The 15,592-nt window shown below is 36.4% G+C and carries 14 protein-coding genes; 1 reads left to right on the forward strand and 13 read right to left on the reverse strand.

Translation table 11 applies throughout. The annotated features are described in order from the left end of the window. Positions 1-5: 5 nt before the first annotated feature. The 5 genes from MHH98_RS21835 to MHH98_RS21855 form a co-directional block, all read right to left on the reverse strand. Positions 6-842, reverse strand: a complete 837-nt coding sequence (locus tag MHH98_RS21835; protein ID WP_038178819.1) for a two-component system regulatory protein YycI — start codon at positions 840-842, stop codon at positions 6-8. Next, positions 829-2,193 carry a YycH family regulatory protein gene (locus MHH98_RS21840; RefSeq protein ID WP_038178817.1) on the reverse strand — a complete coding sequence of 455 codons (1,365 nt, stop codon included), beginning with the start codon at positions 2,191-2,193 and terminating at the stop codon, positions 829-831. The genes MHH98_RS21835 and MHH98_RS21840 overlap by 14 nt, the downstream gene beginning before the upstream one ends. Beyond that, positions 2,184-4,007 (reverse strand): cell wall metabolism sensor histidine kinase WalK, encoded by a 1,824-nt coding sequence (walK, locus tag MHH98_RS21845; protein WP_038178815.1) that lies wholly within the window; start codon positions 4,005-4,007, stop codon positions 2,184-2,186. The genes MHH98_RS21840 and walK overlap by 10 nt, the downstream gene beginning before the upstream one ends. A 5-nt stretch (positions 4,008-4,012) precedes the next feature. After that, positions 4,013-4,723 carry a response regulator YycF gene (gene yycF, locus MHH98_RS21850; RefSeq protein WP_038178813.1) on the reverse strand — a complete coding sequence of 237 codons (711 nt, stop codon included), beginning with the start codon at positions 4,721-4,723 and terminating at the stop codon, positions 4,013-4,015. Between the two features lie 224 nt (positions 4,724-4,947). After that, positions 4,948-6,414, reverse strand: coding sequence for a peptidoglycan DD-metalloendopeptidase family protein (locus tag MHH98_RS21855; protein ID WP_038178811.1), 1,467 nt, complete (start codon positions 6,412-6,414; stop codon positions 4,948-4,950). Positions 6,415-6,887: 473 nt separating this feature from the next. Here MHH98_RS21855 and MHH98_RS21860 point away from each other — a divergent pair, with 473 nt between their 5' ends. Then, a complete protein-coding gene (locus MHH98_RS21860) occupies positions 6,888-7,700 on the forward strand; it encodes a YitT family protein (RefSeq protein ID WP_445329623.1) in 813 nt (270 codons plus the stop codon). Positions 7,701-7,871: 171 nt separating this feature from the next. Here the strand turns inward: MHH98_RS21860 and MHH98_RS21865 are convergent, their stop codons facing one another. The 8 genes from MHH98_RS21865 to rpsF form a co-directional block, all read right to left on the reverse strand. After that, positions 7,872-9,167 carry an adenylosuccinate synthase gene (locus MHH98_RS21865; RefSeq protein ID WP_038178809.1) on the reverse strand — a complete coding sequence of 432 codons (1,296 nt, stop codon included), beginning with the start codon at positions 9,165-9,167 and terminating at the stop codon, positions 7,872-7,874. Between the two features lie 145 nt (positions 9,168-9,312). Then, complete coding sequence (gene dnaB, locus MHH98_RS21870; protein WP_038178807.1) at positions 9,313-10,671, reverse strand: replicative DNA helicase; 1,359 nt, start codon at positions 10,669-10,671, stop codon at positions 9,313-9,315. A 12-nt stretch (positions 10,672-10,683) separates the two neighbouring features. Further along, positions 10,684-11,133 (reverse strand): 50S ribosomal protein L9, encoded by a 450-nt coding sequence (rplI, locus tag MHH98_RS21875; protein ID WP_038178806.1) that lies wholly within the window; start codon positions 11,131-11,133, stop codon positions 10,684-10,686. Continuing rightward, on the reverse strand, positions 11,130-13,106 hold the full coding sequence (locus tag MHH98_RS21880) for a DHH family phosphoesterase (RefSeq protein ID WP_038178804.1): 1,977 nt from the start codon (positions 13,104-13,106) through the stop codon (positions 11,130-11,132). Before MHH98_RS21880 ends, rplI begins: the two co-directional genes overlap by 4 nt. A 13-nt stretch (positions 13,107-13,119) precedes the next feature. After that, positions 13,120-14,061: a YybS family protein gene (locus MHH98_RS21885; protein WP_038178802.1), complete on the reverse strand. Its 942-nt coding sequence runs from the start codon at positions 14,059-14,061 to the stop codon at positions 13,120-13,122. Between the two features lie 228 nt (positions 14,062-14,289). After that, positions 14,290-14,526 (reverse strand): 30S ribosomal protein S18, encoded by a 237-nt coding sequence (gene rpsR / locus MHH98_RS21890; RefSeq protein ID WP_038178800.1) that lies wholly within the window; start codon positions 14,524-14,526, stop codon positions 14,290-14,292. A 55-nt stretch (positions 14,527-14,581) separates the two neighbouring features. Then, complete coding sequence (ssb, locus tag MHH98_RS21895) at positions 14,582-15,130, reverse strand: single-stranded DNA-binding protein (protein ID WP_038178798.1); 549 nt, start codon at positions 15,128-15,130, stop codon at positions 14,582-14,584. Between the two features lie 42 nt (positions 15,131-15,172). Next, positions 15,173-15,463, reverse strand: coding sequence for a 30S ribosomal protein S6 (gene rpsF / locus MHH98_RS21900; RefSeq protein ID WP_038178796.1), 291 nt, complete (start codon positions 15,461-15,463; stop codon positions 15,173-15,175). Positions 15,464-15,592: the final 129 nt, after the last annotated feature.

Below are 15,592 nucleotides of genomic sequence, written 5' to 3' on the forward strand. Positions count from 1 at the left end.
ACTCCTTATTCACTTTCTACTTCTTTATTGCTATTTAATTCTTTATCATTTTCTATTGCTTGAATATCGATAACTTGACCATCTACCGCATTAACAAAATAATCTGCTTCGTCACCATCCGCAAAATCAACACGGATATGCCATGTTGGCGCAAGAACTTGAGTTTCTATTAAAGGAGCAAATGTATAATAGCCAAGCTGTGGTTTATTAATATTCGAATCTTGCTTTAACAGACCTTTTTCATATAGTACTTTAATTGCTTCACTAGCAGTGAAACCCTTACTTTTCTCACCAAATGCATCTAGTGATTCAAACATCGTTTGTTCATAACCTGTCACTGCTAAGTCTTTATTCCAATGCAATGTTATCCTCGCATTTTCATTAAAATAGATTACGCGATTGTCAATTTGTTGGAAAAAGGTTGCCTCTCTTTTTTCTTCATCTATACGCCAAAGTTTATACGTTTCTCCCTCATACACATACTTTTGCATGAATTCTGCAAAACTCGTGGCATCTTTAATGTTTCTGAGTAATATTGGTTTTTCAAATTTTACAGTCCGCATAGAACCATTAGTCATGTCATAATGCTGATTATCAAATTTCTTGGAGTCAGCAGGTTTAAAGTGCTTGATTTGACCAGATATATACGAAATTTTTTCATTTTTAGCAGGTAGGCCTTTAACCGTAATATTCTCATCCTCTAAGCGCTCTTCTAACGATGCTTCGCCAACTTTTTCAACATCTTGGTCCTCATTGTATCGATTGACATAAAGTGAATAAAGAAAAACGTTTAGTAATGAAAATACAATGATGAAGATTGTTTTCGTTTTACTCCAATCCAATTTGGCCACCTCCCGCAATAACAGGCGATAAATGTTCCCACTTACCATTGATACTATAGAACCACATTGGCTCCAGTGTGAATAAATTTGGATTAGCATTTTTCGTTAAATAAAAACCTGACCGAATTTCCTCAATATCTTCATAGTTAATATCTTTTCTATCCTTTAGTTTCTCTATTGCCTCTGGTCCAGATATTAACTTACCATCATTCCTTACTAAAGGAATAGGAACCGGCTGGTAGTATGGACGATAATACTTCGAGATGCGGTCGTTACCCCAATCCCAATAAGTCGAAATTTCCGTTAAAGTAACTGATCGGTCACTAAAGACTGGCTGATCTTCTAAATACATTTGATAAGTAACCTTCTGATTCCCGTAATCTACTTCACTATACCGGAAGTCGCCAGTCCAACCACCATGTTCATTAATAAAACTAAATGTATTCAAAATAAGATCTGACTCTAACGCCTTTTCTTTGTTTTCTACTATGGATGTATTAACGAAATTGAGTGTTTTCTTTGTAACATCAATAGTCATTAGTGATTTGTCATCTGTGTACTTTTCTGTGCCAGTTGCTTCATCTGGACTACGTTTCACTATATTAGGATTAGAGAAAAGCGCATTTTTATAGTTATAAACAGGATCTGATTCAATTATATACGTGTATTTAGGAATGCTAATAGCTTTTGCCGGCAAATAGAAACTCTTTGCTCCCTCACGTTCAATTTCAAGATAATTTGCGAAGCTTTTTGCCACTTGTACTACATTAGTCTGGAAGTGTTTTTCACTTTGAACTTTTACTTTAGCTTTATACAATTTATTGTTTTTTGAATTAGCAAAAAAAACAATAAGCTCATTATTAGACATGCTACTATTGTTTAACTTATTCCAATCAATAATCATGCGATTGAATGATGCTTCCGTTAATTTTTTATTCTGTGTGGGTAATAGGTTTTGGAAGAATACAGGGAAAGGTATTTCATCTGTATAAAACAAAGTCATACGATTATTCATACCTATTAATTCATTGAGCTTTTTATCATCTAAATTATTACTTACAAGTGTCAAATCAGAAAGTTCCCAGTTTTTCATTTCACTTAAAATAGGATCCATTTTAGTATTTTCATTTGTGCCTTTCCATTTTTCACTCATATGAAAAAGCATACGATAGGGCTTAATGATATCTGACATTTGACGCTGTTTTCCAATTGAAATATCAAAGACTTTCGTAGTTCCAATTGTTTCATAGTTTGGTTTGTAAGTCCAAATAGAAAATGTAAGTGTAATACTCAAAAAGACAAGGACGAATAGAGCGATAGACTTTGTTTGCTCAACATACTTCAATCCCATTCACCTGCCTCATCTAATTCGTACGGCAATGTGAAGAAGATCGTTGTACCATTCCCCTCTTCACTTTCTGCCCAAATTTTACCACCATGAGCATGAATCATCTCTCTAGAAATTGCTAAGCCGAGGCCAGTGCCCCCCATAGAACGGGCTCTAGCACGGTCTACACGATAAAAACGATCAAAGATACGCTCAACATTTTCTTTCGGTATTCCCATACCATCATCGGAAATCATGACTTTTAAAATTCCTTCTTGTGCTGTTACTCCAAAGCGAATATTACCACCATCTGGCGAATATTTTAATGCATTCGAAATAATATTATCAATGACTTGTGTAATTTTATCAGTATCTAATTCTACATAGCATGGTATATCAGAGATGTGTCGTTGGAATTCTACGTTTTTTGATTTAGACATTTCAAAGCGATCAATAATTCGATCAAAAAATTTATTGAAATCTACGATATCTGCATTTAACTCATATTCTCTACTATCCATACGAGATAATTGTAATAGATCATTTACAAGACGAATCATTCGCTCTGTTTCTGTTTGGGTAACATTTAGAAAAGTAGGCGCGATATTTTCATCTCGCCATGCACCATCCGCTAATGCTTCTAAGTAACTACGCATTGTTGTTAATGGCGTACGAAGTTCATGCGAAACGTTAGATACGAATTCACGGCGCTCCATTTCTATCTTCTCTTGTTCAGTTATATCATGCAGAACTGTAATCAGACCATTTACAAAACCAGTTTCTTTTTGAATAACAGAGAAATTCGCCCGCCAAATATAAGGTCGTTCTGGTGAACTAAAATCTAGATTCACAGCATCTTTCATATGGATTAGATCTTCAAAAGTATATTCTTCTTCTAACCCTAAAACGGAAATAAGTGGGCGTCCCATTAATTCATCGTTTTCACTATTTAAAAGCTGTTGAGCAGGTGTATTGATTAGTATAATACGGCCCTTTCGATCAGTCGCAATTACACCATCTGTCATATTAGCTAGAACGGATGCTAGCTTTCTTCGTTCACCCTCTGTTGTGGATTGCGCTTCCTGAAGCCTATTTGTTAAATGATTAAAGGCTATTGCAAGTTGGCCAATTTCATCATTGCCATAAACGCGTACTTTGCGCGAATAATTTCCTTTAGCCATTGCTTGGGCTTGCTTTCTCATATCTGATATTGGTTTTGTAATTGTTTTTGCGATGAAAATACCAAGTATAACTGTAATGGCTAAGGCAAGTGCTGTACCTCCAGCCAAAATGCGATTAATCTCATTCATCTGTCCAAAAACACTTTCAATATTCGATTTTAAATAAACGGTTCCAATGACCTTACCATTGGAAGTAATAGGCGTCGCTACTAACCATACACGTGTTTTAGTTTGATCATCTAATGCGATTTTTTCTGAACGAGTTGGAGTAGCTATTGATTGGCGCACTAATTTATCCGTCGCACGCTGTCCAACGATGGACTGATTACTCGCATCAGATGTAGCTAAAATCCGATAGCTAGCATTGATAACTTGAATTTCACTTATATCTCCAGAAGATATTCCGCCTAATACCGTTTTCAAGCTTTGCTCCAAGCTAGGATCAGTTTCTGGTCTTTCTTTTAAAAGTTCCTCTTTAACACTAAATGTCACTAGCTTTAAACGGTCGTCAACAGATGTTTTAAAGTTATCTTTTAATGTTTGTTCCAATTCCCGTACGAAGTAGAATCCTATAATTTGCATAGCTATTAAAATTAATAACACGTAAATAAGTACTAGCTTTACGTGAACGGATTTAAAAAAACGGACTTTCTGCATGTATTTTACTCCTGTTCAGGATTTCTTAAGTAATATCCTACGCCACGGCGCGTCACGATCCATGCTGGATGACTTGGATTGTCTTCAATCTTCTCACGTAAGCGGCGGATTGTTACATCCACTGTACGGACATCCCCAAAATAGTCATAGCCCCATACCGTTTGTAATAAATGCTCACGCGTCATAACTTGACCAATATGTTTTGCTAGATAATGTAGTAATTCAAATTCACGATGTGTAAGTTCAATTGCTTCATCGCGTTTTAATACTAGATACGCTTCTGGTTGAATGACAAGCGAGCCAACTACGATATCACTTGAAGTTTCTTCTTGCTCTTCTGTTGCTATAGTTGATTGATGTCGACGCATATTCGCTTTTACACGGGCGATTAATTCGCGTGTACTAAATGGTTTAGTCACATAATCGTCTGCTCCTAATTCTAAACCTAATACTTTATCAATTTCGGAGTCTTTTGCTGTTAACATAATAATAGGTATATCATATTTCTTTCGTACTTCACGGCATACTTCTATGCCATCTCTTTTTGGTAACATGATATCCAGAAGCATTAAATCTGGTTTTATTTCTTCCACTTTCTCAAGTGCTTCATCACCATCATAGGCACAAACAACTTTGTAGCCCTCTTTTATTAAATTAAATTGTAGTATATCTGCAATCGGTTTTTCATCATCTACAACTAAAATTGTCTTGTCCACATTTATACTTCCCTTCATATATGAATTGGATTTATATTGTCAATTAACGTTAGTTTTCGTATATTCCACATCTTTAACTCTATCATGCTTTAGCCTTCAGTGCATCTTTTGGAATTCAAGGTATATTAATATTTCCCCGGGAATAATGTTATTCTTAACCCATTTTACAAAGCATTCTATGTAAAAAAACAGTCCACTTGGATAATGGACTGTAACGTTCTATTTTATTTTAATACATTTAACGGGTTTAGTAATTTTCCATTTTTAGACACTTCGAAATGTAAGTGTACACCTGTTGAATTACCTGTTGTACCCATGACCCCTAATTTTGACCCTTGCGCTACAACTTGTCCAACTTCCACATCAATCGATGCCAAGTGCCCATAGACTGTTTGAAAGCCATTATTATGGTCAATTGTTACCTTATTGCCGTAAGATCCATCCACACCTGCAAATGTGACTTCACCGTTATCAGCTGCTTTAATTGTGAAACCATCTGGTCTAGCAATATCAAGTCCTCGATGTAATTCGCCCCAACGATAGCCCATCTCACTTGAAATGTAGCCACCTTCTGCTGGCCATTCAAAGCTTCCGCTCCCACGTGAAGGTACTTCTTTTGTTCCCTTCACGATTACACGTGTTTCTGCTTCCTTCGTAACAGATTGTGTTGTTACTTTTTCTAAAGCAGGCTCACCATCTATTTCAGTTATTACATGCCTTACTAACTTTTTACCGTCCTCGCCCTTTTGTTTTACTTCTTTTTCACTTGTTAGCATTGTTTTATCTTTTTTAATAATTGTTTTGTGCTCTATTTTCTCAGACTTTATGGATTCTTTTGTTAGTTCGATATTAATCCAAGGCTCCAACTCTGCTACTTTTATGGTATGTCCAATTGTTAGAGATTTTTCATCTGTTAAATTTTCATTGAGTTTCAAAAGCTTAGAAGTTGAAAGTTTATATTTAGCTGCAATACTACTAAGTGTATCACCTTTTTTAACGGTATAAGATTTCTCTTGAAGCTTGCCTTTTGTTAGTAATTTAACAGCTTCCTTTGTAGTTAATACATTAGCTGGATCTGTATACTGAGTCATACCAGCTACTGATTGTTTGATAGAAATATCCACAATACGTGTTTCATTTTTCTTTAATGGTGGTAAAGTTTTATGATTATTTTCCATAGCATCCAATGACTTAAGCTCTTCGGCTGAAACATACTGTAATTTAAGCTGACGAATTGTTTCATCATATGCATCGATGTCTTTGACATAGGTAGCCACTTTACCATCGATAAGTAAGGCAAATGCTGAAGCTTTAATTTTTAAAGCATCGTCTAGCTTTTTTAAAGTATCTTCGTCATTTGTATCCTCTTGGAAAACTTGCTCTGATATAACGGATAAATCTGGTGTAGCATTAAGCGAGAGATCTTCGTATTGGGTGCTAGCCTTTTTCACCTTATCTTCAATATGTTTATCAATCAACTTTTCATTAGATACTGCTCCCATGTATTGATTCTTAATGTATATATGATAAATTTTATGCAATTGATTGTCTTTCTGAGCATTTACATAACCATTATTCAATCCTACTAATGACACGAGGAATATTGCGATAGTTGCTACTTTCATTGCTATTGATTGGCGGTTTCGTTTAGAAAATATGGAGTTCTCACTACCATTCCGATTCAAACGCATGATAAGCTCCTTTCGTTTTTTGATAAAAATCAATTATTATTTACAAGAGTTATGTCGAAATCAAGCCTCTCTAATTTAACATATTCCAATTTCCAATTGAACATATTACACTTGATGTCACTAAAATGTATAATTAACTCCATTTATTTTAAAGCTTTTACAAATAAAGGGTTTTAATAGGTATTTTTTATTTATTATAAACATTTTTTGTAAACATTATTCACCATACCACTCTCTATATATACAAAAATCTCATTTCATTTTCATGAAAATTGTTACAATATAACTCTTTTTACTTTTGCATTTTAGAAAATTCCGTTAAAATTAAGTTAGAATAATTAGTTTTTTTAGAGAATGGGGAGATTAGTTTGAGTGACTCAAACAGGAGTATGGAAGACATTTTAGCAGAAGCAAAAAAAATCAATGATAGAAATAGGAAAACGTCTAAAACCCGTTTACTAAAACGCATTATTATGGTGATTACCGGTGCTATCATTATGGCGATTGGCTTGGAACAATTTCTTGTACCAAACAATATTTTAGATGGTGGAATTGTTGGTATATCTATTATTGTTTCTCACCTTAGCGGTCTACCACTAGGATTATTTATTTTCCTCTTGAACATACCCTTCTTTTTCCTCGGTTATAAGCAAATTGGGAAAACATTTGCATTATCAACCGCGTTAGGAATTACTACTCTATCTATAGCAACGGTTCTATTACACCCAATTGAACCTGTCACAAACGATTTACTATTATCTACAGTATTTGGCGGAATTGTTCTTGGTACTGGTGTCGGTATCGTTATCCGCTACGGTGGCTCTCTTGATGGGACTGAAATTATGGCCATTTTATTTAACAAAAACTCTCCGTTCTCTGTCGGCGAAATCATTATGTTCTTCAACCTAATCATTTTCGCTATAGCCGGTTTTGTTTTTACATGGGAACAAGCGATGTATTCAGTACTAGCCTATTTCATTGCTTACAAAACAATCGATGTAGTCATTCAAGGGCTCGATGAATCGAAATCAGTCTATATTATTAGCGAAGAATATGAAGAAATTGGGCGCGCTATTATGGATCGTCTTGGCCGTGGAGTAACGTACTTAATAGGAGAAGGCGCTTATACTGGTGACAGGAAAAAAGTGATTTTCACAGTCATCACGCGACTAGAAGAATCTAAACTAACAACAATTGTTGAAGAACTCGATGACCACGCATTCCTGGCAATCGGCAATATAGCTGAAGTTCGTGGTGGACGCTTTAAGAAGAAAGATATTCACTAAATGTAAAAAGGTTAATTCCCTATAAAGAATTAACCTTTTTTATTTAAATAAAAATATTAATCTCTATGCACTTTGCCATTCTATTTTGCATTTTGTGTAAATTAATATTATACAGTGTAATGCCATAAAAAAAGCGGAGATAATTATCTCCGCTTTTTTTCTATTTATTAATTAATGCTTATTCTCCCAAACATCTACAAGGACATTTGTTTGATCGCGGTCTGGTCCTACTGAGAATGTAGCAATTTGAATGCCAGCTAGTTCACTAACGCGCTCAACATAGCGACGAGCGTTCACTGGTAATTCTTCTAGCGTTCTGCAGCCTGTAACGTCTTCAGACCAACCTGGAAGTTCTTCATATACTGGTTCACATTGTTCAATAATGTGAAGATTAGCAGGATATTCTGTAAGTATTTGACCATTGTATTTATAAGCTGTACAGATTTTAACTGTTTCAAGTCCTGATAATACATCAATTGAGTTTAACGATAGATCTGTAATACCACTTACTCGACGTGAGTGACGTACTACTACGCTATCAAACCAACCAACGCGGCGTGGACGTCCTGTAGTTGTACCATACTCACGACCTACTTCGCGGATTTGGTGACCTACTTCATCAAATAATTCAGTTGGGAATGGCCCGTCACCAACACGAGATGTATAAGCCTTACAAACGCCAATAACGCGCATATCTCTAGATGGCCCAACTCCGGCACCAATTGCCACTCCTCCAGCTACTGGGTTTGAAGAAGTTACAAATGGGTATGTTCCTTGATCGACGTCAAGCATAACACCTTGTGCGCCTTCAAATAATACGCGACCACCTTCATCAAGAACATCATTTAAGATTTTTGAAGTGTCTGTTACATATTTAGCAATTTCTTGACCATAACCATAGTATTCCTCAAAGATATCTTCAAAATGTAACCCTTCTGTTTCATAAAATTTCTCAAAAAGGCGATTTTTAAGAGCTAAGTTTTCACGTAGTTTATGCTCAAATACTTCACGGTCCAATAAGTCTGCCATACGGATTCCAATACGCGCTACTTTATCTTGATAGCAAGGTCCGATACCTTTAGCAGTTGTCCCAATTTTGTTGTCTCCACGGCTTTCTTCATCTACGATATCTTGTTTAATATGATAAGGTAGAATAACGTGTGCGCGGTTAGAGATACGAAGATTTTCAGTACTTACGCCTCTCTCTTGTAACCCTTTCAATTCCGTTACGATGGATTTTGGATTTACAACTAATCCGTTACCGATAACTGAAATCTTATCTTGATAGAAAATACCTGATGGAATTAAGTGTAACTTGTACGTCTCACCATCAAATTTTATCGTATGGCCAGCATTATCTCCACCCGCATAACGAGCTATTGCTTCAGCTTTTTTTGATAGGAAGTCGGTGATTTTACCTTTACCTTCATCTCCCCATTGAGTTCCCACTACTACTACTGATGTCATTACCAGCACCTCCGTCAGACGCTTTCAAGCATCCTGAATCAAACACGATAATTGTATCAACTGAAAAGGCAATAGTCAATTGAAAACAAACAAAAACACGAACGCACTATAATATATAGCAATTAACGTTCGTGTTTCATATACTCTAATATCCTCCAGCTGGCTCATGCTGCGACCAATCGACACTAACAAATTTGTTATGTTCTTTAACGAACGCAAGCTTAACCGTATCTGTTGGACCATTACGTTGCTTAGCTACAATAATTTCAATCGTATTAGCATCTTCCGTTTCTTTATCGTAGTAATCTTCACGATATAGGAAAGAAACGATATCGGCATCCTGCTCAATACTCCCGGATTCACGTAAATCACTCATCATTGGTCGTTTATCTTGACGTTGTTCAACGCCACGTGATAACTGAGATAAAGCAATAACAGGCACTTCTAATTCACGCGCTAATGCTTTTAGAGAGCGTGAGATTTCGGATACTTCTTGTTGGCGGTTTTCACGCCCACTACCACTGCCTTGAATCAGCTGCAAATAGTCGATTAAAATCATGCCAAGTCCATGTTCTTGCTTCAAACGGCGACACTTTGCTCGTATTTCATTAATACGTACACCTGGTGTATCGTCAATGAAAATGCCTGCTTTAGATAAACTGCCCATTGCCATCGTTAGTTTGCGCCAATCTTCAACATTTAAAGCACCAGTTCGTAATACTTGTGCATCAATGTTACCTTCTGCACATATCATACGCATGACAAGCTGTTCTGCACCCATTTCCAGTGAGAAGATAGCAACATTTTCCGATGTCTTTGTTCCTACATTTTGGGCAACATTCAAAGCAAATGCTGTTTTCCCAACTGAAGGTCGGGCTGCTACAATGATTAGGTCCCCACGTTGAAACCCTGCTGTTAGGCGATCCAAATCACGGAATCCTGTAGGAATACCTGTAACGTCACCTTTTCGGTGTTGTAACTGCTCAATATTTTCATATGTTTGGACGAGTACATCCTTCACGGGCTTAAAGTCGCCTGCGTTTTTGCGGCTTGCCACTTCCATCATTTTACGTTCAGCTTCTGCTAAAAGTGCATCCACTTCGTCTTCACGTGTATAACCATCTTCTACAATTTTCGTTGCTACTCTAATTAAACGGCGTAATAAAGCCTTCTCTGAAACGATTTGTGCATAATAAGCGACATTGGCTGCTGTTGGTACAGCATTGGCAAGTTCCGTTAAGTAAGAAATGCCACCGATGTCTTCTAGCTCATTATGATTGGAAAGTTCCTCTGTCACTGTAACGACGTCTATTGCTTTACCTTGATCGCTTAGACGCAACATCGTCGAGAAGATTTTAACATGCGCAGATCTATAGAAATCATCTTCAAGAAGAATTTCTGAAGCCGTTATGAGTGATTGTGGTTCAAGAAAAATGGCTCCTATGACAGATTGTTCAGCTTCAAGATTATGAGGCGGAACGCGTTCCAATAATGGATCGTTCATATATGTCTCTCCTTACGCTTCTTCTGTAACATGTACTTTCAGTGTAGCTGTTACTTCATGATGTAGCTTCACTGGTACGTTTGTAAATCCTAGTGCACGAATAGCGTCTGCTAATTCCATTTTACGTTTATCAATTTTGATACCATGTTGTTTATTTAAACCATCTGCAATTTGTTTTGTAGTCACTGCACCAAATAAACGGCCACCTTCACCTGATTTTGCTTTTAGTATAACCGTTAACTCTTCAATTTTTGCTTTTAAATCTTTAGCAGCAGCTAATTCAGCAGCAGCATCTTTTTCAGCTTTTTTCTTTTGCCCATCTAATTGGCTAATTGCTGCTTGATTTGCCTCAACAGCTAGATTATTTTTTAATAAGAAATTATGTGCATAACCATCAGCTACATTTTTGATTTCACCTTTTTTGCCTTTACCTTTAACGTCTTTTAAGAATACTACTTTCATGATTCCGAACTCCCTTCTAATACAACCTCTATTGCTTCTTTTAACATGTTAATAGCCTCATCAATTGTTGCTACGTCTAATTGGCATGCAGCATTCGTTAAATGTCCACCACCGCCAAGCTCTTCCATTACAAGCTGGACGTTAATCTCACCTAGTGAACGCGCACTAATACCAATGACTCCATCATGACGATGAGCAACTACAAATGATGCAGAAATGTCTTTCATTGTTAATAATATATCTGCTGTTTGTGCAAGTAAAACCGAGTTATAAATCTTATCATTATCCCCACGTGCTATAGCTAGCCCTTGATGTACAAACTCCGCTGTTTGGACTATTTTAGAACGTTCAATATACGTATTGATATCTTCCTTCAATATACGTTGTACTAAAATTGTATCTGCACCGTTTGTACGTAAATACGACGCTGCTTCAAACGTACGCGCTCCAGTACGTAAAGTAAAACTTTTTGTATCGACAATAATGCCTGCCAGAAGAGCTGTTGCCTCTAACATTGTTATTTTATCATTTTTTGGTTGATACTCTAATAATTCTGTTACAAGCTCCGCAGTCGATGACGCATAAGGTTCCATATATACAAGCATCGGATTTTTCACAAACTCTTCGCCACGTCGATGGTGGTCAATTACGACGACTTTCTCAGCCCTATTTATTAATTTTTCTTCAATAGTCATCGATGGCTTATGTGTATCAACAACGACTAATAATGACTTATCGGTAATTTTCGATAATGCTTCCTCCGGAGTAATAAATCGATCATAGAGATCAGACTTTTCCTTGACCACATTCATTAAGCGGACAATACTATTATCAATTTGATCGAAATCCATAACGACATAACCATCAATTTTATTCATCTGAGCCATTTTACGAACTCCAATGGCTGCTCCTATGGCGTCCATATCAGGCATTTTATGGCCCATTACGAAGACTTGATCACTATCCTGGATTAAATCACGTAGTGCATGAGAAATAACGCGTGCACGTACTCTAGTACGCTTTTCAACAGGATTTGTTTTACCACCGTAAAATTTCACTTTACCATTAGGTTGCTTGATTGCAACCTGGTCACCACCGCGCCCTAAAACAAGATCTAAACTAGATTGCGCTAGTTCACCCAGCTCTATAAGTGATTGAGAACCAGCACCAACACCAATACTTAATGTCAAAGATAAACTCTGTTTTGCAGTAGTTTCACGAATATCATCTAAAATAGAGAATTTCTTCTTCTCAATTTCTTGTAAAATGGATTCATTTAGTATCGCTATAAAACGATCCGTCGAAATGCGCTTTATAAAAATACCATATTGTGTGCCCCAATTATTAATAAGCGATGTAATGAGTGAATTTGTCTGACTACGATTTTGATCATCCATACCTTGTGTGATTTCGTCATAGTTATCAACAAAGAGGACTGCTATTACTGACCGATCTTCATAGTAAAGCGTTTCAATTTCTACTTGCTCAGTGATATCAAAGAAATATAATAACCTTTCTTCGGGTTTATAAAATGCTCTATACTTACGATCCCTAAGAGTGATATTCATCTCATGCTTCTCATCATGTTTGATTAATGTATAGAGATCTTCTGAAAGTGTAAAAATCTCCTCTCCCATTAATGTATCTACATCTAAAATACCTAGCATATATGGATTCGACCATTCAATCATATATTGAGTATCAATTAAAATGATACCAATAGGCATTTCAAGCAAGGCCTCTTCCCCTACTTTTTTCATACGATATGAGAGTGTTTCAATGTGCTTTTCTGTTTCTTCATAGGTTGTTTTTTCCGTTTTCCATGTCATTATTAGCGCCAATACCACTACAAGACCATAAGCGATACCAATGAACGGATTCCACATTATACATACGATAACGCTTGCTACACTAAGAAGAGACAGAATTAAAAGAGGATATCGAATTGGTCTTTTTCTGAACAAAGTACCCATAGAATTCAGCTCCTTATTTTCTCGGCGTTCCCGTCACAAGCGCACGAATATTAAATCCTAAATCCACAATACCAAGTAGCGTAACAAACGAGTATAGAGGTAACGCTAAAATAGTACTTATTATTGCAACCCATTTAGGCCATTCTTGCTCATGTATATAGTAGTGAATAAATGAAATCCCTTGTAACAGCAGTAATGTGCTCAGTATAAATGACAGATTCAAAAAAGCCATATCAGCGAAAGAGCCACTTTCAGGTTTTATAAATAATGTCACTATTAAAACTAGCATATAGTACCATAAAACCGATCTAGGCAATTGAAGGTCTTTAAATGGTGCAAATTTTGGAACAGTTATTCCAAAACGTTTTAATAACGGTAAATTAACTGTAATGATAATAAAAGTGATTATGAATACAGACATCGTAATCATAGTCGGCATTACCATAGTTACTAAATTAAACATTTGCTCTAACTGTTCAGCAGTCAACGCTTTAACACCCGGCATAGTCTTAGCTAATTCATTTGATCTTTCATAGCTTTCTCTGGCGATGTCCATCAAAATCTTCAAACTATCTACATTGAATAATTTTACCGAGATAACATACATAATCGCCATAGATAGTAATACACTAATACCTGTAGTCATAAATAAATAAACTTTGCTTTTTTTCATACGCAGTGTGTCGCCAATTAAAAATCCTGCAAGGCAGAAAATAATAGCAAGTGGCAGGGACATTATACCTGTAACAAGTATAGAAACTCCTATACTAACAACAGCTACTATCATTGATGCTTTGCGATCATACATTGTACTATACCAAGCAATTGGAAAAGAAATAAACCATATTGTTACCAAAGATAATATAGGAATATATGAAGTAATCGCTAAAAGGGCTGTAAATATTACGGCCATCATCGCCCCTTGTGTCAGTTGTTGCGTTTTATTTTTAGGCATTTATAACCTTCCTTTTTTCAAAAGACTATCTTTTATTTCATCTTATTATTGTACCATGTTTCATGTTCATGAACAAAAATGCACTAGGCTATACTTTTGTGGATTATGAGGTGTTTAATGGAGATATTTTATGCAGTTCGTTTAACTACTATAAAATAAATTAGATTGATGTAGGTATTATTTTTGTAAAAAAAAAAAAAGACCGGTTACCCGGTCTTTAGAAAGTTATTATCTTTCTTCTGTGCTGAATGGAAGTAAGCCCATAATACGAGAAACTTTAATTGAAGCTGTAAGTTTACGTTGGTATTTTGCGCTAGTACCAGTTACACGGCGTGGAAGAATTTTTCCGCGCTCAGAGATGAATTTTTTCAACAAATCTACATCTTTATAGTCGATGTGTTTGATGTTGTTAGAAGTGAAATAGCAAACTTTACGGCGTTTGCGGCCTCCTCTACGTGGTGCCATAGTATTGTCGCCTCCTTAAGTATATTGGTATATATTGCGTGCAATGGATTTTTACTTAGAATGGTAAGTCATCTTCAGAAACTTCGATTGGACCACCATTGTTGTTAGCAAATGGATCTTCATCTACACGCGTATAGTTTTGCTGACTAGGTGATTGATTCTGTTGATAAGATGGTTGTTGCTGATAGTTGTTTTGTTGTGGAGCTTGGCTGTACGATTGTTCACCACCATATGATGGTTGTCCACCGTACTGTTGCTGTCCTTGTGGACGATCTCCTGCAGCACCGCGCGGCTCTAAGAACTGCACGCTATCTGCAACAACTTCAGTTGTGTAAACACGTTTACCATCTTGTCCTTCATAACTACCTGTTTGGATACGGCCTTCTATGCCCGCTAGACTTCCTTTTTTCAAGAAGTTAGCAGTATTTTCAGCTTGTTTACGCCAAACAACACAGTTAATAAAGTCCGCTTGTTTTTCACCTTGTTGGTTAGCAAATGTTCTATTTACAGCAATTGTAAAGCGAGCAACAGCTGCGCCACTTGGTGTATAGCGAAGTTCCGGATCTTTTGTTAGTCTTCCAACTAATACGACTCGGTTAATCATCAGAATACAACCTCCTTTATCTGCGATTTTTATAAATTTAGATTATTTTTCTTCTTCGCGAACTGCAATGTGGCGAATAATGTCTTCGCTAATGTTAGCAAGACGAGTGTATTCGTTGATAGCTTTAGCGTCAGCGTTGATTTTCACGATTTGGTAGAAACCTTCACGGAAATCATTGATTTCGTAAGCTAAGCGGCGTTTGCCCCACTCTTTAGATTCGATGACTTCAGCGCCGTTTGAAGTTAAGATTTCGTTGAAGCGTTCTACAAGAGCCTTCTTCGCATCTTCTTCAATGTTTGGGCGAATGATGTACATTAATTCGTACTTTTTCATCTATAAGCACCTCCTTATGGACTTTGGCCCGACTAGTTGCAGTGGGCAAGGAGCAAGTAAATTTATTACTCACATCAGTGAATTGTAGCACATTAATTTGAATATAGCAACCTTCATCCCTATACTTTT

The organism is Viridibacillus sp. FSL H8-0110 (assembly GCF_038003565.1).
GTDB classification, from domain to species: domain Bacteria; phylum Bacillota; class Bacilli; order Bacillales_A; family Planococcaceae; genus Viridibacillus; species Viridibacillus arenosi.

Excerpts from the sequence above, each read along its gene's own strand:
- MHH98_RS21880 (WP_038178804.1), bottom strand. The coding sequence starts at position 13,106 with ATGGGTACTTTGTTCAGAAAAAGACCAATTCGATATCCTCTTTTAATT.
- MHH98_RS21885 (WP_038178802.1), bottom strand. The coding sequence starts at position 14,061 with ATGCCTAAAAATAAAACGCAACAACTGACACAAGGGGCGATGATGGCC.
- MHH98_RS21865 (WP_038178809.1), bottom strand. The coding sequence starts at position 9,167 with ATGACATCAGTAGTAGTAGTGGGAACTCAATGGGGAGATGAAGGTAAA.
- dnaB (WP_038178807.1), bottom strand. The coding sequence starts at position 10,671 with ATGAACGATCCATTATTGGAACGCGTTCCGCCTCATAATCTTGAAGCT.
- rpsF (WP_038178796.1), bottom strand. The coding sequence starts at position 15,463 with ATGAAAAAGTACGAATTAATGTACATCATTCGCCCAAACATTGAAGAA.
- walK (WP_038178815.1), bottom strand. The coding sequence starts at position 4,007 with ATGCAGAAAGTCCGTTTTTTTAAATCCGTTCACGTAAAGCTAGTACTT.
- MHH98_RS21855 (WP_038178811.1), bottom strand. The coding sequence starts at position 6,414 with ATGCGTTTGAATCGGAATGGTAGTGAGAACTCCATATTTTCTAAACGA.
- rplI (WP_038178806.1), bottom strand. The coding sequence starts at position 11,133 with ATGAAAGTAGTATTCTTAAAAGACGTTAAAGGTAAAGGCAAAAAAGGT.
- ssb (WP_038178798.1), bottom strand. The coding sequence starts at position 15,130 with ATGATTAACCGAGTCGTATTAGTTGGAAGACTAACAAAAGATCCGGAA.
- MHH98_RS21860 (WP_445329623.1), top strand. The coding sequence starts at position 6,888 with ATGGTGATTACCGGTGCTATCATTATGGCGATTGGCTTGGAACAATTT.
- MHH98_RS21840 (WP_038178817.1), bottom strand. The coding sequence starts at position 2,193 with ATGGGATTGAAGTATGTTGAGCAAACAAAGTCTATCGCTCTATTCGTC.
- rpsR (WP_038178800.1), bottom strand. The coding sequence starts at position 14,526 with ATGGCACCACGTAGAGGAGGCCGCAAACGCCGTAAAGTTTGCTATTTC.